At 68.2% G+C, this 20,234-nt stretch carries 16 protein-coding genes; 7 read left to right on the forward strand and 9 right to left on the reverse strand.

Annotated elements, in window-relative coordinates; all coding sequences use genetic code 11:
• Window positions 1–52: 52 nt before the first annotated feature.
• Window positions 53–1,384 (reverse strand): MFS transporter, encoded by a 1,332-nt coding sequence (locus C5E06_RS03520; protein WP_104243106.1) that lies wholly within the window; start codon window positions 1,382–1,384, stop codon window positions 53–55.
• Between the two features lie 143 nt (window positions 1,385–1,527).
• Between C5E06_RS03520 and C5E06_RS03525 the strand changes: the two genes are divergently transcribed.
• Window positions 1,528–2,703 (forward strand): CdaR family transcriptional regulator, encoded by a 1,176-nt coding sequence (locus C5E06_RS03525; protein WP_104243104.1) that lies wholly within the window; start codon window positions 1,528–1,530, stop codon window positions 2,701–2,703.
• Window positions 2,704–2,765: 62 nt separating this feature from the next.
• On the opposite strand, the gene C5E06_RS03530 is transcribed toward C5E06_RS03525, so the two are convergent.
• The 3 genes from C5E06_RS03530 to C5E06_RS03540 form a co-directional block, all read right to left on the reverse strand.
• Window positions 2,766–4,037, reverse strand: a complete 1,272-nt coding sequence (locus C5E06_RS03530) for a RuBisCO large subunit C-terminal-like domain-containing protein (protein ID WP_104306017.1) — start codon at window positions 4,035–4,037, stop codon at window positions 2,766–2,768.
• Window positions 4,037–4,906, reverse strand: a complete 870-nt coding sequence (locus C5E06_RS03535) for an HAD family hydrolase (protein WP_104341834.1) — start codon at window positions 4,904–4,906, stop codon at window positions 4,037–4,039. The genes C5E06_RS03530 and C5E06_RS03535 overlap by 1 nt, the downstream gene beginning before the upstream one ends.
• Before the next feature lie 106 nt (window positions 4,907–5,012).
• Window positions 5,013–5,957, reverse strand: coding sequence for a hypothetical protein (locus tag C5E06_RS03540; RefSeq protein ID WP_104306019.1), 945 nt, complete (start codon window positions 5,955–5,957; stop codon window positions 5,013–5,015).
• Window positions 5,958–6,115: 158 nt separating this feature from the next.
• Between C5E06_RS03540 and C5E06_RS03545 the strand changes: the two genes are divergently transcribed.
• Window positions 6,116–7,609, forward strand: coding sequence for a glycerol kinase GlpK (locus C5E06_RS03545; RefSeq protein WP_104243095.1), 1,494 nt, complete (start codon window positions 6,116–6,118; stop codon window positions 7,607–7,609).
• 333 nt (window positions 7,610–7,942) lie between these two features.
• Window positions 7,943–8,629 carry a hypothetical protein gene (locus C5E06_RS03550; RefSeq protein ID WP_146081292.1) on the forward strand — a complete coding sequence of 229 codons (687 nt, stop codon included), beginning with the start codon at window positions 7,943–7,945 and terminating at the stop codon, window positions 8,627–8,629.
• 69 nt (window positions 8,630–8,698) lie between these two features.
• Here the strand turns inward: C5E06_RS03550 and C5E06_RS03555 are convergent, their stop codons facing one another.
• The 3 genes from C5E06_RS03555 to C5E06_RS03565 form a co-directional block, all read right to left on the reverse strand.
• Complete coding sequence (locus C5E06_RS03555) at window positions 8,699–9,208, reverse strand: hypothetical protein (RefSeq protein ID WP_104243091.1); 510 nt, start codon at window positions 9,206–9,208, stop codon at window positions 8,699–8,701.
• Between the two features lie 180 nt (window positions 9,209–9,388).
• Window positions 9,389–10,330: a helix-turn-helix domain-containing protein gene (locus tag C5E06_RS03560; RefSeq protein WP_104243089.1), complete on the reverse strand. Its 942-nt coding sequence runs from the start codon at window positions 10,328–10,330 to the stop codon at window positions 9,389–9,391.
• 181 nt (window positions 10,331–10,511) lie between these two features.
• Entirely contained in the window at window positions 10,512–11,543 is a 1,032-nt protein-coding gene (locus tag C5E06_RS03565) for a zinc-binding dehydrogenase (RefSeq protein ID WP_181062879.1), read from the reverse strand.
• Window positions 11,544–11,678: 135 nt separating this feature from the next.
• On the opposite strand from C5E06_RS03565, the gene C5E06_RS03570 reads away from it, so the two are divergent.
• The 3 genes from C5E06_RS03570 to C5E06_RS03580 are packed head-to-tail and all read left to right on the forward strand — an operon-like array spanning window position 11,679 to window position 15,414.
• Window positions 11,679–13,223 carry an FGGY-family carbohydrate kinase gene (locus tag C5E06_RS03570; RefSeq protein ID WP_104341829.1) on the forward strand — a complete coding sequence of 515 codons (1,545 nt, stop codon included), beginning with the start codon at window positions 11,679–11,681 and terminating at the stop codon, window positions 13,221–13,223.
• Window positions 13,220–14,083 (forward strand): HAD-IIA family hydrolase, encoded by an 864-nt coding sequence (locus tag C5E06_RS03575; protein WP_104243083.1) that lies wholly within the window; start codon window positions 13,220–13,222, stop codon window positions 14,081–14,083. Before C5E06_RS03570 ends, C5E06_RS03575 begins: the two co-directional genes overlap by 4 nt.
• Window positions 14,080–15,414 carry an iron-containing alcohol dehydrogenase gene (locus tag C5E06_RS03580; protein ID WP_104306022.1) on the forward strand — a complete coding sequence of 445 codons (1,335 nt, stop codon included), beginning with the start codon at window positions 14,080–14,082 and terminating at the stop codon, window positions 15,412–15,414. The genes C5E06_RS03575 and C5E06_RS03580 overlap by 4 nt, the downstream gene beginning before the upstream one ends.
• Before the next feature lie 271 nt (window positions 15,415–15,685).
• On the opposite strand, the gene C5E06_RS03585 is transcribed toward C5E06_RS03580, so the two are convergent.
• Window positions 15,686–17,074 (reverse strand): dihydrolipoamide acetyltransferase family protein, encoded by a 1,389-nt coding sequence (locus C5E06_RS03585; protein WP_104306023.1) that lies wholly within the window; start codon window positions 17,072–17,074, stop codon window positions 15,686–15,688.
• Between the two features lie 19 nt (window positions 17,075–17,093).
• The gene (locus C5E06_RS03590; protein ID WP_104306024.1) at window positions 17,094–19,262 is read right to left on the reverse strand and encodes a thiamine pyrophosphate-dependent enzyme; all 2,169 of its coding nucleotides are present in this window, start codon (window positions 19,260–19,262) and stop codon (window positions 17,094–17,096) included.
• A gap of 194 nt (window positions 19,263–19,456) precedes the next feature.
• Here C5E06_RS03590 and C5E06_RS03595 point away from each other — a divergent pair, with 194 nt between their 5' ends.
• Entirely contained in the window at window positions 19,457–20,209 is a 753-nt protein-coding gene (locus C5E06_RS03595) for a GntR family transcriptional regulator (RefSeq protein WP_219819519.1), read from the forward strand.
• Window positions 20,210–20,234 lie beyond the last annotated feature (25 nt).

Genomic DNA, 20,234 nt, shown 5'->3' on the forward strand with positions numbered 1-20,234 from the left:
TGCTCTCTCTTCCCTGTTGCTCGTTGCTCGCCCTGATCCGCGCGACGAGGTGCTAGTGCTTGAACCCCGGAAGGCTGACGCTGAAGCGCGGCGCGATGGCACCGCAGACGGCAGTGATGATCGAGATGAGTGCCAGCATGAGGGCGGCGGGCCACCAGGAGTCATTCGCCGTCGCGACCAGTCCCGTGACGATGAGCGGCACGAAGCCGGCCACCATGGCGGCCGTGTTGTTCGCCACCGCCACGCCCGTGTACCGGGTTCTCGCGGGGAAGAGTCCGGTCAAGACGGCTCCCGTGCCGGCGTAGGGGAACGACAGAGTCGACACGGCCAGCACCATCGCGAGGATGACCAGGGTCGGGATACCTGAGGTGAGCAGCATGAAGGCGGGAATCGCCACGATCGCGGACGCGATTCCGCCCCAGAAGATGACGCGGCTGGAGCCGAACCGCGCCCCGAGCCTCCCGGCCCAGACGATCACGAAGATCTCCGCCGTGGCGGCGGCGATCGTCCCGAGAAGCATCAGCCACGGTTCATAGCCGAGCACGTTGACGCCGTACCAGACGCAGAAGGTGGTGACCAGGTAGAAGCCGCCCATGCCGAGGAGCGAGGCACCCAGTCCGACGAGGATCTGGCGCCAGCTGTGCTTGAACGTCGTCCGGACCGGCGTCGGCGCTGTCTCGCCGGCCGCCTCGAGCTGGCGGAAGACCGGTGATTCTTCGAGTCGGCTGCGGATGTAGATGGCGATGAGCAGCAGCGGAAGGGAGAGCAGGAACGGGATCCGCCAGGCCCACGAGTCGAAGTTCTCCTGCGTGAAGAAGAACGTGATGAGGAAGAACCCGCCTGACGACAGGATCGTTCCGATCGGAGAGCCGATGAGGGGGATGACCGCGTAGCGCGCCCGCAGGTGCAGGGGAGCGTTCTCGACGACGAGCGTGAGCGCTCCCGACCATTCACCTCCCACGAAGAGCCCCTGGACGACGCGGAGGAGCACGAGCAGGATCGGGGCTGCGATGCCGATCGCCGCGTAGGTGGGCAGGATGCCGATGAGCCCGGTGATGAGGCCGATGCCGATGATGGTGATCATCAGCGTCTTGCGTCTCCCGATCCGGTCGCCCATCGCCCCGAAGATGATGCCGCCGAGCGGGCGGGCGGCGACGCCCACACCGAACGTGGCGAACGAGGCGAGCGCTGCTGCGCTCGCGTTCTCGTTGGTGAAGTACTGCACGTTGAAGACGAGCGCTGCGGCTGCGCTGAAGAGGAAGAAGTCGTAGTACTCGAGTGCGGTGCCGACAAGTGCGCCGATGGCGACCTTGTTGGCGTCTCTTGAGCTCAGCTCTTGTACTGCGCTGTACTCGATCGTTGCTGTCGGTGCGTGGTGGCTCATGATGATCTCCAGTGAGGATCTGGCCGGCAACCGCCGTATGCGGGGGCCCACAGGAAGCCTCCCAGGAGGTTCGTCATCATTTCGGGGGCATCGGCTCCCATCTTGCTCCCCAAATCAGTGCATCTGCACATAATGTGGAGGTCATGACCTCACCCTCCCCTTCGGGGATCTCCCGACATCCCCGAACGGAGGACCGCGAGCGCTGGCTCGCGATCATCGACCTGATCGAGGTGCCGCAGCTTGTCGAAGCGTTCATGGACCTGATCTTCACCATTCCCGGCTACGCCTCGTCATTGGTGCCGCGATCCGAGATTCGCAGGACGGCGACCCAGGCGTTCGATGCGATGATCGACGGGCTCAGGGAGGGTGGCCTGCCGGACGTGGTCGAGGTGGCCAATCGTGTCGGTGTCTCACGCGCCCGTGCGGACGTTCCGCTCAGTTCCCTGATGTCGGCCATCCACGCCGATTTCCAGGTGCTCTGGGAGGCCGTGACTCGGACCGCGTCCCCCTCGGACGCGGGCCTCATCGTGCGGCACACGGCCGTCGTCATCCGAACCGTCGACGAGTACGCCCACCGGGCGCAGCGCGCGTACGTCGCCGAGCGTGAACGCATGCAGGGCGAGGCGTCGGCGGTGCTGCAAGGCCACATCGCAAGTCTCTTCGAAGGGGCTCCGGCGAACGATCGGCTCCAGGCTGTCGCCGCGCATCTCGGTGTGCAGGTCTCGGCGCCTCTGCTCGTGTGCGCCGCCGTGGGGTCGGACACGGAGGCGCTGCGTCTGCTGCTCGCGGACTTCGATCGGGTCGGCACGCGATTCTTCACGCATACGGTCGCCGACGGGATCATCGCCTTCGCGCCACGGAGTCCGTGGGGTGACCGGACTGCTGCATCCGCCGCCCAGCTCCAACGCCTGCGGGAGCAGCGGGTTGGCCTGGTGGAGGCTCGTCGCGGGCTCCCCGAGCTCGGTCAGACTGCTCAAGTCGCTCTGTCTCTCGCTCGTCTGCTCGGCCCAGACGAGGTCGATGCTCTGACGTGGGAGCGGGGGTGGGCGCGTTTCGCGAAGCGCGCAGTCGTCGATGCGGGGGTGCCGCTCCTGGCGGATGTCGATGCGGCGCTCGCTCGCTGCGGCCCCTCTGAGCAGACTCGTCTACGGGAAGCGGTCGTGAGCTATCTGCGGACCGGGAACATCAGCGCGTCGGCGGCAGAGCTCTTCTGCCACCGGAACACGCTCGGCAATCGCCTGCGGCGGTTCGCCGAGGTCACGGGCCTGGACCCGATGCTGCCCGGCGATGCCGCACGACTCGTCGTGGCCTGGAGCTAGGACTTCGTGCGAGAGACCTTGTCCGGAGCCGAAGGTGCCGGGCGATCAGCTCTGAGGCACGCCTAGTCGAGGGTGCCCCAGGCTGCGATGGCCGCGTCGAGCTCCGGTGTCTGCCCGTCGGAGTCGCGGACGTCGCGGCCCGCGAGCGCCGCGTCGATGGCCTGGTGCATGGCGAGGCCTCCCGACGCGGGTCCGCCCGGGTGCCCCTGGATGGCGCCGCCGACGCCCAGCACGATGTCGATGCCGAGATCGCCGACGTACGTCGCCACGGTGCCCGGGTGCACGCCGCCGCCGATGATGGGCGCCGTGCTGCGGAGGCCAGGGCGGGGCACCTTGAGCTGCTGCGCGGTCTGCAGGTACTGCAGCCGCGTGATCGGGTACCCGCCGTACGGAGTGTTCACGAGCGCGAGGTCGGCGCCCGCGAGGCGGGGGAGCAGGCCGCTCGCGATGGGCGAGGTCATGCCTGTCGTGGCGTTCTCGAAGTAGGGGGCTGAGCCGGCGAAGTGCCCGAGGATGGGAACGTCGACCGCGTCGGCGAGCGCCTCGACCGAGCCGTAGCCCACGTTGGCGTAGCAGACCATGACGGCGCGAGCTCCCGCATCCACGGCTCGTCTGGCAGTGTCGAGCATGCGGTCCGGCCGGTCGGAGACGTTCGGGATGTACATGGTGCGCCGACCGGTGACCTGCGCGGCGCGGTCGAGCGCCTCGTTGTAGGCGATGACACGGTCGACGACGGGCGAGAAGGTGGTGTTGCCGAGCAGCTCGTCGTCTTTGATCATGTCGATGCCGCCGAGTGCCGTCTCGTATGCGATCGCGGCGCCCTCGTCGGGGGTCAGGCCCGTGCATGGCTTCAGCATGTTGAGCAGCAGGGGGCGCGACTCGACGTCGAGCACCCGCCGGAGTCCCTCGATGCCGAAGCGGGGGCCAGCGAACGCGTCGAGGCGCGCTCGCGGGACCTCGAGGTCGACGAGCTTCGCCTCGAGCGACGTGGAGGCGTCGTTGCCGATGAGGGTCGTGAGCAGCTGCGGAATCGAATCCCCGATGTTCACTGCCGGCACGCCGATCGTGGCGAAGTACCAGCTCGCGTCGTCTGGCGCCGAGGTCGTCGTGTCGGCGGCCGGGATGGGCTGGATGCGCACGATGCGCGCCTCGTGCCTGTCGCGCAGCTCGCGCGTGAGGCCGGGGACGGGAAGCCAGGTGCCGGTGGTCTGGCCGACTGCGAAGCGCTGGACGACGGCGTGCGCGTCCTGGCTCGCCGGCAGCGTGAAGACGTAGCTCGCGAGGATCAGGTCGCGCTCGAGGGCGAGGTCGGCGGGGACGAATTCGATGTCCATCAGTGGTCCTCCTGCTGCTCGGCGAGCTCCTGCTGTTTGGCGGTCGGTGCCGGGGCATCGGCGCCGATGCTCCTGGCCAGCTCCTCGAGGATCTCGGCGGCACCGTCGTGGGCGTGGTGGCCGACGACGCCGATCGCGATGTCCTTGACCTCCTGGCGGGCGTTCTCCATCGCGAAGGGGAAGCCGATCTGGGTGAGCCAGGCGAGGTCGTTGCCGCCGTCGCCGAGGCCGAGGGTGTGCGCTGGGTCGACGCCGTGCTCCTCGAGCATGGTCTCGAGCGCATGCCACTTCGTCGCATCCGGCGCCACGAACTCGAAGAAGCAGTACATGGAGCGGGTGCCGGACGGCGCGGCGTCGAAGATGCGGTCGGCGACCTCGTCGAGTTCCGCCTCGCTGCCGAAGAGCATCACCTTGGTGATGTCGTCAGGCAGCTCGTCGGGATCGCCGACGATGATGTCCCGCTCGTTGAGCTCCCGCAGCATCCGCGAGCACTCGCCGTCCCGGTCGACGTAGATGTCGGTGACCGACCACCAGGTGCGTTCGAGCCCGAGGCGCGCGCCGAGGTCCAGGATGCGCCTGGCCTCGGCGTGCGTCATCGGCGTGATCGTCGTGTTGGTGTCCTCCACCGGGTCGAAGATGACCGCCCCGTTGTTGCTTGCGACCGTGTTGCGGATGCCCGCCTCTCGCGCCAGCTCGAGCACGTTCTGTCTCGCCCGTCCGGTGAGGAGGATCACCGGGATGCCGTGCTCGACGAGCGAGCGGAGGGCTGCTGTCGTGCGCGGGGTGAGCTGGTGGTCGGCTCCGGCGATGGTCCCGTCGACATCGAGCGCGACTGCGCGCACGGTGTCGAGGTTCACGGATGCTGGCACGAGGGGGTGCTCCTTCGGGTCGGGTCGGGTCGGGTCGGGTCGGATCGAGGTCAGGCGGTCGGGCGTCGAGCGGCTGCGTGGTGCGGCGGGTGCTTGGAGCCCGTCGTCAGCCGGCGGCTCCGAGGACGGCGCCGAGGCCGAGCACGATCGTCGTCGCCGGCCAGATGGCTGCTGCCGGCGGGTCGATGTGCGTGTCGCCGTGAGACTGCCACAGGCGGGCGAAGAGTTCCCCGAACCAGGCTCCCAGCACGCCGGCCGCGGCGCCGATGATGATCGCGAGGGCGGCGTTCTCGCCGACCAGGGGGTAGAAGGTCGCGGCCGCGATGGAGGCCGGCAGCGTGATGTGGTGCGTGACCGGCACTGGCTGGCCTGCGGAGAGGAGGATCAGGGAGAGCGCAGAGATGCCGAACACGAAGGTCGACGCGTTGGCGGCTTCCGGGAAGGCCTGCAGCAGTGTGATGGAGATGAAGGAGGCGAAGAGCCCCGCTCCGACGCCGAGCGCCGTGTTGATGCCGAAGCTCTCCTGGGCGCGGATCCAGGAGCCGGCGTCGTTGGGCTCGAAGGAGTCGAAGCCGCTCTTGCCTGAGTTGTTCCGGGCGAAGACCTTGGTGCGCCCGAAGAGGACGCGGGCGAGGATGGCGCTGATGACGACGGTCAGGGCGACGGAGTCGGTGATGGTGCCGAAGCCGGGGATGATCGCGATGAGCTTCTGCACGAAGTAGCCGAAGAGCCCGAAGACGGCTCCGACGGCGAGCACGTCCGGCTTGGCGAGTGCGGCGAGGGGCAGGACGATGTCCTTGCCGTTCTCCATGTAGCCGCGGCGTGCCGCGTACGCGGTCGCGGCGACACCGCCGGCGAACGCGATGTGGGGGCCGAAAGCGGGACCGAACGCGAGGCTGCTGATGATGGGTGCATCCGGGACCGCGACTTGTGCGACGAACCCGACGATGACGAGCACACCGGTGAAGACGAAGGCGTGCAGACTTCCGATCGCTGCTCCGAAGAAGCCACCTGCCAGTGCGGCGAGGATGGAGAACAGGTCGATTTCCATGGGCGAGGCCTTTCTCGACACGCGTCACCGTTGACGCGAACTCCCATGAGCATATACAAGTCTATACATGCATGTGCAAGCATTGACATGTTCGTACACCAATCGTACGCTCGGCTCTGGCGGAACACCGCCCCGTGATCACAAAGAAGTGGGACGAAATGGCAAAGTACATTCTCGGCATCGACGAGGGCACGACGAGTGCCCGCGCGTTCATCATCGATGAGGACTGCAACGTCGTGGGCTTCGCCCAGGCGGAGCTCACGCAGCTCTACCCTCGACCCGGCCTCATCGAGCACAACCCTCGCGAGATCCTCAACACCCAGCTCGAGGTGATTCGTGCCGCTCTGCGCGACGCGAACCTCGAGCCGAGCGACCTCAGCGCGGTCGGCATGACCAACCAGCGCGAGACCGGAGTGGTGTGGGACAAGGAGACGGGCGCGCCGATCTACAACGCCATCGTGTGGGCGTCCAGGCACTCGGTGGAAGTCGTCGAAGGCTGGGTCGAGCAGGGCATCGGCCCGCTCATCCAGGAGCGCACGGGCCTGATCCCGGATGCGTACTACACGGCCTCCAAGATCCGCTGGATCCTCGACCAGGTGCCGGGCGCCCAGGCCAGAGCTGAGGCGGGCGAGCTGCTCGCCGGAACGATCGACACGTGGCTCATCTGGAACCTGACGGGCCGCAAGGCCTTCGTGACCGATACCTCCAACGCCTCCCGCACCATGATGATGAACCTCGAGACGCTCCAGTGGGATGAAGAGCTGCTCGGTCACTACGGGATCCCTCGCAAGATGCTCGCCGACATCGTGCCGAGCGGCGAGATCGTCGGCGACCTCAGCGCGACGTTCGGGGCCCCAGTGCCGATCGGCGGCAACCTGGGCGACCAGCAGGCTGGCCTCTTCGGGCAGGCCGCCTTCAGGAAGGGGCTGAGCAAGATGACGTACGGCACCGCTGGCGTGCTGAACATCAACTCCGGTGACAAGCCGCAGCGCATCGAAGGGCTCACCCCGAGCGTGGCCTGGACTGTCGAGGGCAAGACCTCGTACGAGATCGAGGGCGTGCTCTTCGCCATGGGCAAGACCATGCAGTGGCTGCGCGACGACCTGCAGCTCATCCACGCCGCCCCCGACAGCGAGTGGTACGCCGGTCAGGTGGCCAGCACCGAAGGGGTCTACCTGATTCCCGCCTTCACCGGTCTTGCGGCACCGACATGGGACCCCCACGCTCGCGCGGCCATCATCGGCATGAGCAACGCGACCACCCGACTGCACATCATCCGCGCCGCCGTGGAATCGATGGTGTTCCAGACCCGCGACGTCGTCGAGGCCGCGACGCAGAGTGGCGAGATCTCCATCTCTGAGCTGCGCGTCGACGGCGGCGCCGTCAAGAACAACCTGCTCTGCCAGTTGCAGGCCGATGTGCTCGGCATTCCCGTCGTGCGCCCCAAGATCGCGGAGGCCACCATCTTCGGCGCCATGCTGCTCGGCGGAATGTCGGCGGGTATCTTTGCGGACCTCGAGGAGGTCGAGAGCAAGTGGAAGGTCGACCGGGTCTTCGAGCCGCAGCGCTCGCGGGATGAGGCCGACTCGATGTACGCCGGCTGGCGCGCTGCTCGGGAGCTCACCATGGGGTGGGCCAAGAAGGTGGCGTAGCGACTCCCTTTCCGCGAGATCGGAGGTGCCCTCTGGAACATCCAGAGGGTACCTTTGTGCTTGATCGGAGAGGTTTTGGCGACGATTACACGGCTTCGGACCATCCAAGTCCCAGGCGGTCCCGCATAGTCTGCTGGTTGGCAGTGCCGGGCACGTGCGCCGATCAGGCGCAGTGGTGGTCATTTGGGCAAGTTTTCACGGTTCTCGAGGAGACGCCGTGCTGCAGAAGAATGCAGGGAGTTCCAGCCCGCACCCCACCCTGGGCGGCGCTGAACCCTCGCCCTCTTCGAGCGTTCGCGCGCCATCACAACCGTCAATGAAAGCGTTCCACCGTTGCCTGCATCGAATACCGGCCCTCGCGCCGGGGAAGAACTGCCCCCGAAGCTCCGGCGAGCCCTGCAGCGCGGGCCCTCTTCGTCGACGTCGCCCGTCAGCCTGGTGTCCTGGCGTCGCTACCGTGTCGGCGCGCCCGTCGGCACGGTCCTCACCTCCACGTCCAACGGTCCGCTCGATCTTCAGTTCGACGCCACAACCGACTCCAGCGTCGGTGTTCAGCAGCGGGCGACGATCACCGCGCTGAAGGGGGTCGGGAGGCATCTTGCTGTGTCGCCGGCTCGGGGGAGCAGGGCGACGCGGTTGAGCATCGCCTTCAGCCGAGCGGTGCAGGGCGTCTCGTTCTCCCTGCTGAAGATCCCGGACGTCGATGACGAGGATGCGCGGATCGTCGTCACCTCCTCCGGTCTGACCTTCGAGCGTGAACGCGGCCTCGGGGGTGATGGCTCGGAAGCCGACCCGTTCCGCAACCTGGGGTCGCGCCAGCGCAGTCTCCGCCTCTCCTGGAGGGGGCCCGTGTCGAGGCTCGTGGTGCAGCTCGTCCACGGCCAGCAGGACGATGATGCCCGTGTACTCCTCCGGCTGAGCGACCTCGTGCTGCTCGACGCCGTGACCTCGAGCTCGGACTCAGACTCGGAAGCGGAATCGGGGCCCAGGCCGACGGCGTGGGGAAAGAGCGAGGACTGAACTCCTCGTCGAGTTCGGTCCCTCCGTCACTCGTTCGCGGAGGGACCGAATCTCCAGGGGTGGTTCGAATCAGGTCCCGCTGCAGAGGATGAGCGTCGAGCTGACCGCGCCGCTCGGCTTCGCGGTGGACCCGGCCGTGAAGCCGGTCGGGAGCGTCGCGGTGGCGTTGAGCGTGAACGCGACGGAAATCGACAGCGTGGTGCGCAGCTCGAGCGCCGCGTTCGCGGGCAGCGCCGACGTGAGCGTGATCCGGCGCGTGTTTCCGCTGAGGACGTTGACGTTGGCGGTGGCGCCCGTGACGGAGAAGACGCCGATGTTGGCGATACCCGAGCCGACGATGTCGATCTGGGTGCCGATCGGCAGGGGCTGCGCACCCGCCGTGACCACGAACCCGGGGCCGATGAGGGCGAGGACTCCGCAGTCGCCGACCACGCGGAAGTTGCCGACGTTGACGAGCTGGGACGAGGAAGCGAAGGGTGCGGCGGTCGCCAGCGCGATGACGGGAACCGACCACGCGGCACCCTTCACGAGGTTGCGGCGATCGATGGTCTTCGGTGCTTTGGGGGAAGATTCGGTCATGGGGGGAGACCTCTCGCGAGTGACGACGTTGTTCGAGCAAGTGCTCCCCGCTATTGAATGAAGAATCGCTTTTGCGCACGGAATGAGCGCTTATCCCGTCGCGTTCTGCCGGATAGACGGCGCGAATCGTTCAGCCTGCCCGGGTCGAGGGCGAGAGAATGCAGAATGCAGTGAGAAGTGCTAGGCGCTCTGGGGCGAAGCGGATACTGCGTTGAATTGATACCGCTTCAGAACGCGGTGCATGACTTGCGATGAGGAGAATCCGGAGAGCTCCGCGAGCTGGGTGACCGGCACCTGCGCGTAGCGCTCGTCGTTGAGCAGCTGGTGCGCCAGCTCGGCTCGAGCGCGTCGCAGCGCGGAGGCCGGAGCGTCCCCGTGCGTGTGGAACTCCCTCTGGAGCTGCCGCAGAGAGACACTCAGATCCCGCGCGATGGTCGACGGCGAGACGTCGGGGTCCGCGCGTCGCACGATCATGAGCTCCAGCGCGCGGGGGTAGAGGCCCTGGGTGCCGACCTGCACGTCGGCGTGGAAGCCCTCGCTGCTCAGCAGGAGCGCACCCGACTGCTCGTGGAGCAGCTGCTGGAGGAAGTAGGAGGACAGGACCGTCGGATCCTCGTCCAGCCGCGCGAGCACCTCGAGGAACGAGGTCACAGGGCGTGCGAGCGCCGTATCGGAGCGCAACACGCCGCTGTGGTTCGAGACCCGCACGCCGAGGTCGGCCGCGACCTGGGCGGGAACCGACGCGAGGATCACGGCGGAGGCTTCCTCGAATCTCATCGAGGACTGCGCTCCCGGCCCCAGGAAGAAGCCCCCGCTGGCCGTGATCGTGTGCGACGCACCCGTGGGGTCGATGGTGAGTCGTCCTTGGCGGACCAGCCCGAGGACGATGCGCTGTCGCGCTGACTCGTTCTCGATCCGCACCGGTCCCGTGCGGACCTCGGCCCGGAACACGCAGCCGTTCTCGAAGACCACGCCGGCGGCGGACAGGTGCCAGTTGCGGTCGTCGCTCGAGAATCGACCGACCCCCGTCTCCACATCCGCGCTCGCCGAGACTCCGTCCACGACGGAACGTTGAGAGCTCAGGATCAGCGAGGATCGGTGAGCGCCGGGGGGAGCGGCCATGCAACAAGTGTTCTGAATCCAGAGGTTTATTGCAAGATAGGTCGCCTTCGGTGGCGTGTCGCGGGCTTCATAATGAGACTTTTTTGTGGGTGATTGCAGCTTTCAGAGGATGCAATTCAATTCACCTAATTCCCCGGGTCGATTGTCGGAGAATTCCCCAAGCTTGGTGAATGGCGTTCACTTAGTCGTTGATGCGGAAGACGACCTTGACACCTTTCGCGACGAGATCCATCCCTGCCCGCCAGTCCTCCAGGGCGAGCTCGCGCCCGATCACGGCTTCCGTGTCGATGCGCCCCTGGCCCATGAGCCGAAGTGCCGTGCGGTAGCTTGACGGGCGCTTCCCTCGTGATCCCTTGAGGGTCAGCTCTCGGTTCACGACGGCGCCGATGTCGAAGTCCGGATTGCGCGTGTAGAACGCCACCATGATGAGCTCACCGCCCTTCGCGAGCAGCTCGAGTGCGCTCTCTGCAACCTCCGGGCTGCCGGAGCATTCGAACACGGCGGCCGCGCCGAGTCCGCCCGTGAGTGACCTCACGAGCTCGACGACCGATTCGCGCTCGCTGTCCACGACGTACGGGATCCCCATCTCCAGTGCGCGGTCGAGCGTCTCCCGGTGTCGGCTGCGCCCCACGAGGATGGGCGTCGCACCCACGGCGAGGGCGACAAGTGCTGTCAGCTGCCCGACCGCCCCAGGCCCGGTCACGACGACGACCTCGCCGGCGAGTGGTGCGGAGCGCTCGACGACGGCGTGCACGGACACGGCGAGGGGCTCTGTCAGCGCGGCCGCTCGGAGGCCCACCCCCGGTGGCAGTGCGTGCACGGCGCGTTCGGGCATCGCGATGCGGTCCGCCAGTGCGCCGTCGGTCGTCGTGCCGATGCCCGTGCGCTTCGAGCAGCGGTTGTACTGCTCGGACCTGCAGTAGGTGCACTGCATGCAGAGCACGGCATCCGTCTCGAAGGTGACCGGAGTGCCGATCTGCAGGTCGGCACGCACGACCCCGTCGCCGAGGGCGGCGATGGTGCCGGATGCTTCATGGCCCAGGATGCGCGGGGTGTGCTGGTCGCCGACGCTGTCGATCGCGTGCCGGTCGGTGCCGCAGACGGCGCCGTAGGCCACGTCGATGAGCACGGCATCGTCGGCGATGCTCGGCTCCTTCACGTCGCGCAGTTCGACAGCCCCGGCTGCTGGCGAGAACTTGAGGAGAGCTTTCATGCTCCGATCCTGGCAAGGACCGAGTGAAAGTACAAGCATGTACAAGACTGTGCATGGCTAGACAAGTTCGGTCAGGTGTATTACTGTCACGAGCGATAAGCCAGCACTGGCACCTCAATGGAGAGGAACACCCCAATGACCTCGTACCTTCTCGGCATCGACGCGGGAACATCCGTCATCAAGGCCGCCGTCTTCGACGAACGCGGCACGGAGCTCAGCAGAGGTGCCGCGAACGTGCCCATCTCGAACCCGAAGTCCTACGAGGCCGAAGAGGACATGGAGACCGTCTGGATCGCCGCCACCACGGCCATCCGCGACGCCATCACCGGCAGCGCGGTGCGGCCCCGCGAGATCATCGCGATCTCCGTCACCGGCCAAGGCGACGGCAGCTGGCTCATCGACAAGAACGGCAAGCCGGCCGGTCCCGCCATCCTCTGGACGGACGGCCGCACGGGCAGCATCATCGACGAGTGGTACACCGACGGCACCGTCACGAAGCAGTTCGACATCAGCGGCACCGGCCCATACGCCGGCACCGCCTCCGCCATCCTCCGCTGGCGCCGCGACAACCAGCGCGAGCTCCTCGAAGGCGCCACGCAGCTGTGGTGCAAGGACTGGATCGAGTACCGCCTCACCGGCGACATCTCCACCGATGCCTCCGACGCCAGCCTCTCCGGCATCGACGCACGCACCCGCCAATGGTCAGACGAGGTCCTGCGCACGTGGGGCATCGAAGACATCAAGCACGTCCTGCCCAAGATCAAGTCCTCCACCGACCTCGCTGGCGAGATCACCGAGGAGGCTGCTGGCGTCACCGGACTCATCGCGGGTACCCCCGTCTACAAGGGCCAGATGGACATCACCGCGTCCTCGCTCGGCGTCGGCGTCGCCCGCCCAGGCGACTGCATGGCCGTGATCGGCACCGCCGGCATCGTCACCGTCGCGACCGACACGCTCGAGCACGGCTTCGAGCCCGCAGACTCCGGCTGGGTCATCCCGCACAGCCCCGACACGTGGATTCGCGCCATGGGCATGAACTTCTGCACGCCCAACCTCGACTGGTTCCTCGCCGAGCTCGGCGCCGCCTTCTCGCTCGAAGCCCGCGGCAAGAACATCGACATCTTCGATTACCTCGACGAGGTCGTCACCGAGACCCCCGTCGGAGCCGAGGGCGTGCTGTACCACGGCTACCTCGCGCCGGGCGGCGAACGCGCGCCCTTCGTGAAGCCCAGCGCCCGCGGCTCCTTCAATGGCATCACTGGCTCCCACACGCGCCGCCACATGCTGCGCGCCGTCTACGAGGGTGTCGCCTACGGCATCCGTGACTGCCTCGACTCCATCCCGACCGAGGTCAAGACCGTGCGCATGGCCGGGGGCGGTGCGAACAGCGCCGTCTGGTGCCAGATCTTCGCGGACGTGCTCGGTCGGACGATCATCGTCCCGGCGGGCACCGAGTTCGGCGCGAAGGGCGCCGCCATCGTCGCGGGCGTCGGAGCCGGCGTCTTCGCGTCCTACGCCCAGGGCGCCGACGCGACCGTCAACATCGTCCGCACGTACGAGCCCAACCGCGACAACACGAAGATCTACGACCGCTTCTTCCCCGTCTACCGCAGCATCCGCACCGCGATGCTGCCCATCTGGGACGAGCTGCAGGCGGCGACCAGGGCCGACGAGCAGTGAGAGCCGACGTCCCAGACGCGTACCTCTTCGACCTCGATGGCACGATCTACCTCGGCGGTGGTCTGCTCCCCGGGGCCCGAGACACCGTCATCGAGCTCCGGGAGGCGGGAGCCACGGTGCTGTTCTGCAGCAACAACCCCACCAAGACGCCGGGCGACTACGCAGAGAAGCTCACCGCCCTCGGCATCCCCACCGACGAGCGCGACGTGTACACGAGCCTCGTGGCCACCGTCGAATGGATCACCCGTCACCGGCCGGGCGCGACGGTGTTCCCCATCGGCGAGCAGCCGCTCCTCGGCGCGCTCATCGCTGCGGGCATCACCGTGAGCGAGGACCCGGAGGCGATCGACCTCGTGGTCGCCTCCTACGATCGCCACTTCGACTACCGAAAGCTGCAGATCGCGTTCGACGCCATCTGGATGCACAAGCGCGCGGAGCTCGTGGCCACCAACCCCGACCGGTACTGCCCGTTCCCGGGCGGCAGAGGGGAGCCGGACGCGGCCTGCGTGACGGCGGCCATCGAGGCCGGCACGGGCACCCGCTGCGTCGCGGTCTTCGGGAAGCCGAGCGTCGACTTCTTCGACGTCATCGCGGGCGCTCGTGGGCTCGACCCGCAGCGCACCGTGATGGTCGGCGACCGACTCGCGACCGACATGGCGTTCGGCAGGGCCTGGGGTGCCGGCACGGCGCTCGTGCTCACCGGCGAGGCGCAGCCCGGCGATGCCGAGCTCGCGCCGGGAGCCGAACGGCCGCACGTGGTGCTGTCCGGCATCGACCAACTCGTGGACCTGCACCGCTCAGGTGCCTGGAGCAGGCTCGAACGCGACCTGACCACAACCGAACGGGAGGCCGCCGCATGACGGCAGCGCTGCAGGCATACGCATTCGAGGCCTCCGGCGGCAAGCTCCGGGTGCTGCGCTACGAAGCGGATGTGCGCCTCGCGGTCGGTCGCGTGCTGCGAGACCTCGGCGTGCCCGACGGTGCCGACGTCGCGCTGCTCGCGGACGGCGCGCAGAAGCTCACCTCGACGGGCGAGCTCGGAGAGGAGGTCACGGCCGCGCTCGCCGCGGGGGGATACCTCGTGCGCCGCCCGGCCCTGGAGATCGGCGGGCACGGGCTGGTCCTCGACGAGGCGACCGTCGCGAGCGCAGCGTCCGCAGTCGATGGAGCGCGGGCGGTGGTCACCGTCGGCTCCGGCACCGTCACCGATCTCGGCAAGGCGGTCGCCCCGGCTGGGGTGCTGCTCGTCGCGGTGCAGAGCGCGCCCTCCGTCAACGGCTTCGCTGACTCGCTCAGCGTGCTCGTGCGCGGCGGGGCGAAGTCCACGACGCCCACGAGGTGGCCGGACGCGCTCCTCATCGACGCGGATGCCCTCGACCGTTCACCGGCCCGCCTCGTGGCCGCCGGTGTCGGCGACGCGGTTGCCATCGGCTGCTCCGGCGCCGACTGGCTGCTCGCGTCCGCCCTGCAGGGCACGCAGGCAGACGCGGCGGCGCTCGTGCCGATCCGTGACGCCGTCGCTCGCCTCGCCGCTGGGGCGCACGCCCCCGGCGCCATGCCCGCGCTGGTCGACGCGCTCACCGTCGGCGGCCTCATTATCGGCGCACTCGGCACGACCGCGCCGCTCTCGGGCAACGAGCATCTCCTCAGCCACATCCTCGACATGTCCGCCATGGCACAGGACCAGCCGCACGACCTGCACGGCGCGCAGGTCGGGGTCGCGACGGTGCTCAGCGCGGCGCTGTGGGATGTCGCGCTGAGCGAGGGGCTCGTGCGCCTCGCACCCGGCTCCGCGTATCCCGACGACCTCGAGGAGCGGGTGAGCGAGGTCTGGTCGCGGGTCGATGCGAGCGGCTGCCTGGGCGCCACGTGCGCCGCCAACGTCGAGCGCAAGCGCGCGCTCTGGCAGGGCGGCGACGGGCTGGCACCAGGCGTGCTCGCCGAGGTGCGGGCGCAGCTCGTCACGCCGGAGGCGGTCGTCGGCACGCTGCGCGCATGGGGTGCGCCGACTCGCCTCCGCGAGCTGACGCCGCCCGTCGACGCCGAGACGGCGAGGTGGGCGCTGTCCGCGCTGCCGTTCATGCGCGATCGGCTGACGCTGGCAGACCTCCTCGTCGTCGGCGGAGCCTGGACCGACGAGTTCCTGGACAAGGTCATCGCCAGGGCAGACGCGGCCGGCGGCGGGCTGTAGAGACTCCGCGCCGACTTTCTCGAGGGAAAGGGCCACGCGGCGCGTAGGGACGAAGGGCCGGACATCCCACGGTGTCCGGCCCTTCGTCGCGCCCGGGCTGCATTTTCGGGGCGCGAGCTGGCTGCTTGGGTGCAGGGGAAGTGAGCCGACGGGACTGTCGTCCACGAGTGTGCGCGCACAGCAGGAGGGGCGGACACCGCGTGGTGTCCGCCCCTCCTGTTCGGCCGGTTCCCTGGCGGGGTGTGGCCTCGCCCGGGGAAGGAGCCCCGGGCTAGATGAGGAGACCCAGCGGCTTCTCGATGAGCTCGCGGAGCCTGGCCAGCCATCTGGCCGCGATGATGCCGTCGACGGGCCTGTGGTCGACGGACAGCGTCACGGTGACGACGGTGCCGACTCCGAGCGTGTCGTCGTCGAGCACAACCGGCACCTTGCGCGCCGCGCCCACGGCGAGGATCGCGGAGTGCGGCGGATTGATGATGGCCGAGAACGCGTCGACGCCGAACATGCCGAGGTTGGTCACCGAGATGGCGCCGCCTTGCAGCTCGCTCTGCTGGAGCCGGCCCTCGTTGGCGCGCGCCACCGCGTCCTTCACCTTCGCCGCGAGGGCCCCGATGCTGAGCGCCCCGGCGTTCGCGATGACGGGCGTCACGAGGCCGCGCTCGCTGGCCACCGCGACCGCCACATCCTGGGTCGCGAAGGACACCACGGCGTCCGGCGTCCAGATCACGTTGAGCTCGGGCACGTCCCGGAGTGCGAGGGCGGCGGCCTTCACGAAGAGGTCGTTGACGGAGATTCGGATCTCGCTCGCCTCGTTGAGCTGTGTGCGCAGGGCAAGCAGCTCGTCGACGCGCAGCGTCGCCTCGAGGTAGAAGTGCGGGGCGTCGCGCTTCGAGGTCTGGAGGCGGTTCGCGATGAGCCTGCGCAGCTTGCTGTGCGGCGTTGCCTCCCCTCCCTCCGGGAGGTCGATGTCGGCAGCCGGGGTGGGGGCCGACTGTGCGGCAGCGGGCTGTGGTGCGGGAGCGGCTGCGGCCGGGGTGGTGGCGGATGCGCGTGCCCGTTCGACGTCGTCGCGCACGATCCGCCCGTTCGGCCCCGTGCCGTCGAGGTCCTCGATCGACAGCCCGTACTCCTTCGCGAGGCGACGAGCGAGGGGGCTCGCGAAGATGCGACCGCCCTTCGGCCCCGGGTCGCACGACCTGCCGGTCGAGCCGGTGGCGCACGACGCGTCGGCGGTTGAGCCCGTGGAGGCATCGTCCTGCGCCGCCTCGGCCGACACCGGATCCGGGTTCACGGGGGCGGCCTCGTCTTCGGCGACGGACGCAGACGCTGCGGTTGCAGCCGGCGCGCTCGGCACGACCTCGGCGCTGGCCGGGGTTCCGCTGAGCTGGGCGGCGAGCTCGGCGGCTGCAGAGGGGTCCTCGCCGACGGCGAGCACGATCGCGATGGGGTCCCCGACGGGAACCATGTCGCCGACGTCGGCGAGGAGCGTGTGCACGACGCCGTCGAGCTCTGCGACGATGTCGACGACCGCCTTCTCCGTCTCCACGGCGGCGACGGCTTCGCCCTTCTTGACCGAGGCGCCGGCTGCGACGAGCCAGTTCTCGAGTGCGGCCTCATCGGAGTCGGCGGAGACTCCGGGCATCCTGAGGAATGTTGCCATGTCAGGTTCTCTCTCTCGCTCAGAAGGCCTTGAGGGCCGCGACGATGTCGGCCGTCGTGGCGTTCGCGGCCTCTTCGAGCGCCTTGGAAATGCTCGGGGATGCCTCGCCGCCGTGGACTCGCGCGACGGGGGCGTCGAGCCAGTCGAAGAGGCGCTGCTGGATGGCGTCTGCGAGCCAAGCGCCGTAGGAGGTGCCCTGCGCGCCCTGCTCGACGATGACGACGCGGTTCGTCTTCTTGATGGAGGCCTCGAGCGTGTCCCAGTCGATGCTGGCGCGGTCGAGCCAGCGGAGGTCGATGACCTCGCCGTCGACGCCGGACTCCTCGACGGCGTCCAGCGCGCGCTTCACCATCGAGAGGTACGAGATGACCGTCACGCCGGAACCCTCGCGCCGCACAGCGGCCTTGCCGAGGGGGAGCTCGTAGTCGAGATCCTTCGGCGCGAGGCCCTCCGTCTTGTACAGGTCGGCGTCGTGCTCGAGCACGGCGACCGGGTCCTTCGTGCGCATGGCCGTGTTCAGGAGGCCGACGTAGTCGACGGCCGTGGATGGGGCGATGATGCGCCATCCCACGGAAGTGGCGAGGATGCCCGCCGGGTCCATGGAGTGCTGCGAGCCGTATCCGGTCGACGTGCCGATCTTGATGCGCAGGATGAGCGGCATGTCGTGCTCGCCGCCGAACATGTGGCGGGCCTTGCCGATCTGGTTGAAGAGCTGGTCTGCGGCCACCCAGAGGAAGTCGGCGTACATGAGCTCGATGACGGGGTAGTAGCGGCCGTCGAGCGCGATGCCCCCGCCGAGGCCAGTGAACGCGGCCTCGCTGATCGGGGTGCCGAGCACGCGGCCCGGGTACTTCTCCGCGAGCCCCTTCGTGGCGCCGCGGGAACCGCCGCTGAGCTTGTGCACGTCCTCGCCGAGCACGATGACGCTGTCGTCCGTCTCCATGCGGCGATCCATGACGGCCGCGACGACGTCGACGAACTTGCGCTTCTCGAGCTCGTCATCGGCGAAGTCGCCCCACTCCTTGACGTCGCCCGTGAACTCCGGGGCCTCGCCGCGGATGCCGATGTCGATGAAGTCCGTCGACGGCCACAGGCTCTGCTTGATCTGCAGCTTGCCCGGGCGCCCGGAGGCGTCGGGTTCGACGATGCGCGAGCCCACCTCGGTCATGACCTCCTTGATGCGGCCGGCCAGGCTGTCGAGCTGTTCACGCGTCGCGATGCCCCGCCGCTCGAGGTGCGCCTCGACGAGCGCGATGGGGTCGCGGTCGCGCCAGCCCTGCTCCTCGTCTTTCGAGCGGTAGCCGAACGCGCTGCCCGGGAATGGGCCGTTCTGGTGGAAGTACCGGTAGGTGTCCGCTTCGATGATCGCGGGGCCCTCGCCTGCTCGCATGTGCTCGAGGGCCTGCTGCGTGGCGAGGTAGACGGCGAGCGTGTCCTGTCCGTCGACGCGCCAGCTGCGGATGCCGAACCCCTGGCCGCGGCCGGAGAGTCTGGATTCGCCTGTCGCTTCCTCGACGGTCGTCGAGACCGCGTACTGGTTGTTCTCGATGAAGAAGAGCGTCGGCAGCTTCCAGGCGGCGGCGAGGTTGAACGCCTCCAGCACTGAGCCGATGTTCGCCGCGCCGTCACCGAAGTACGTGACGGCGGCCGCGTCGGTTCCGGCGTGCTTGTCGGCCCACGCGAAGCCGGTCGCGAAGGGCACCGCGCCGCCGACGATGGCGTTCGTGCCCATAGCGCCGGCTTCCTTCCACTGCAGGTGCATGGAGCCACCGCGGCCCTTGCAGTAGCCGTCCTTGAGGCCGGCGATCTCCGCGAGGCTGCGGTAGAGCACGTCGACCACTTCGGGGCTCAGCTCGTCGTCGACGGAGAAGCCCGTCGGCTGCACGTACCCGAAGACCTTGGCGAGGAACTGGTGGTGGCCTCGGTGCGAGCCGTTGACCTGGTCGGCGGGGGTGAGGGGGACGCAGGAGCCGACGGCGCCGCCTTCCTGGCCGATCGAGGAGTGCGCGGGGCCGTTGATGAGCTTCTGGCCGGCGAGGTTGAGGACTTCCTCCTCGAAGGCCCGCACGAGGTGCAGCTGCACCGCGAAGTTCTGCAGGAGCTCCGGGGCTGCGTCGTCCCAGTCCTCCTGGGTGGTCTCCAGCTGGACCCAACTCACGTTCGGCTTGAGGTTCTTGATGGTAGACATCGAGTGTGTGATCCTCCGCTCGTGAGCTCCCTGGTGGGGAGCTCATCTGTCTGGGCGACAGCGCTGCACTGCGCTTCCCAGTTGTCTGTACATGCACGGTCCTGGCTTCACATAGGATTGGCCGGGCGAGCCATGAACAGAGCCTACTGTACATGGCTAGACATGTATATGCATCTAAGGACGTTGGTGAAACCGTGGCCGATCAAGGACTCAGCGGAGAGACGCTCGACAGAAATGCGGCAGTCCCGCTCTACGTGCAGCTCGCTGACGTGCTGCGCTCGAAGATCCAGAGCGGAGAATGGAAGCCTGATCAGCGCATTCCCTCCGAGAACGAGCTGAACCAGATCTACGGCATCAGCCGGATGACGGCGCGCAACGTGCTCTCCAAGCTCGTCGACGAGGGGCTCCTGTTCAGGGTCCACGGCAAGGGCACGTTCGTCGCCCACCAGAAGATCAGCACGAAGTCGCCGTCGTATCAGGGCATCCGCGAGCAACTCGAGCAGCAGGGATTCGCGACCCGCACCGAGATGCTCGAGCTCGAGCGCATCGCTGGGGGAGGCCGCATCGGCCAGATCCTCGGCATCGGCGAGACCGAGAGCCTCTTCATGGTGCGCAGGCTCCGATACGCGGAAGACGAGCCCATCAGCATCCACGAGTCGTACGTGCCAGAGCGACTCGCGCCCAAGCTGCTCGAAGCCGACCTCGTCACCCGCCAGCTGTGCACGGTGCTGGAGGAGAACCACCAGCTGCGGATGGCGAACGTCATCGAGACCCTCGAGTCGTCGGTGCCGTCGAAGTCCACACTCACGACCCTCAAGGCGCGAACCGGCACCCCGGTGCTCCTGCTCGAGCAGCGCATCTCGAACGACGACGGCACGCCCTTCGAATTCACGCGCATCCTGTTCCGCGGCGACAAGGTCCGGCTGGAGTTCTCCTACTCGCTCTGACGCAGCGGATGCGGCAGCCGCGAGC

The organism is Pseudoclavibacter sp. RFBI5 (genome assembly GCF_002931395.1).
Classification (GTDB): Bacteria; Actinomycetota; Actinomycetes; order Actinomycetales; family Microbacteriaceae; genus Pseudoclavibacter.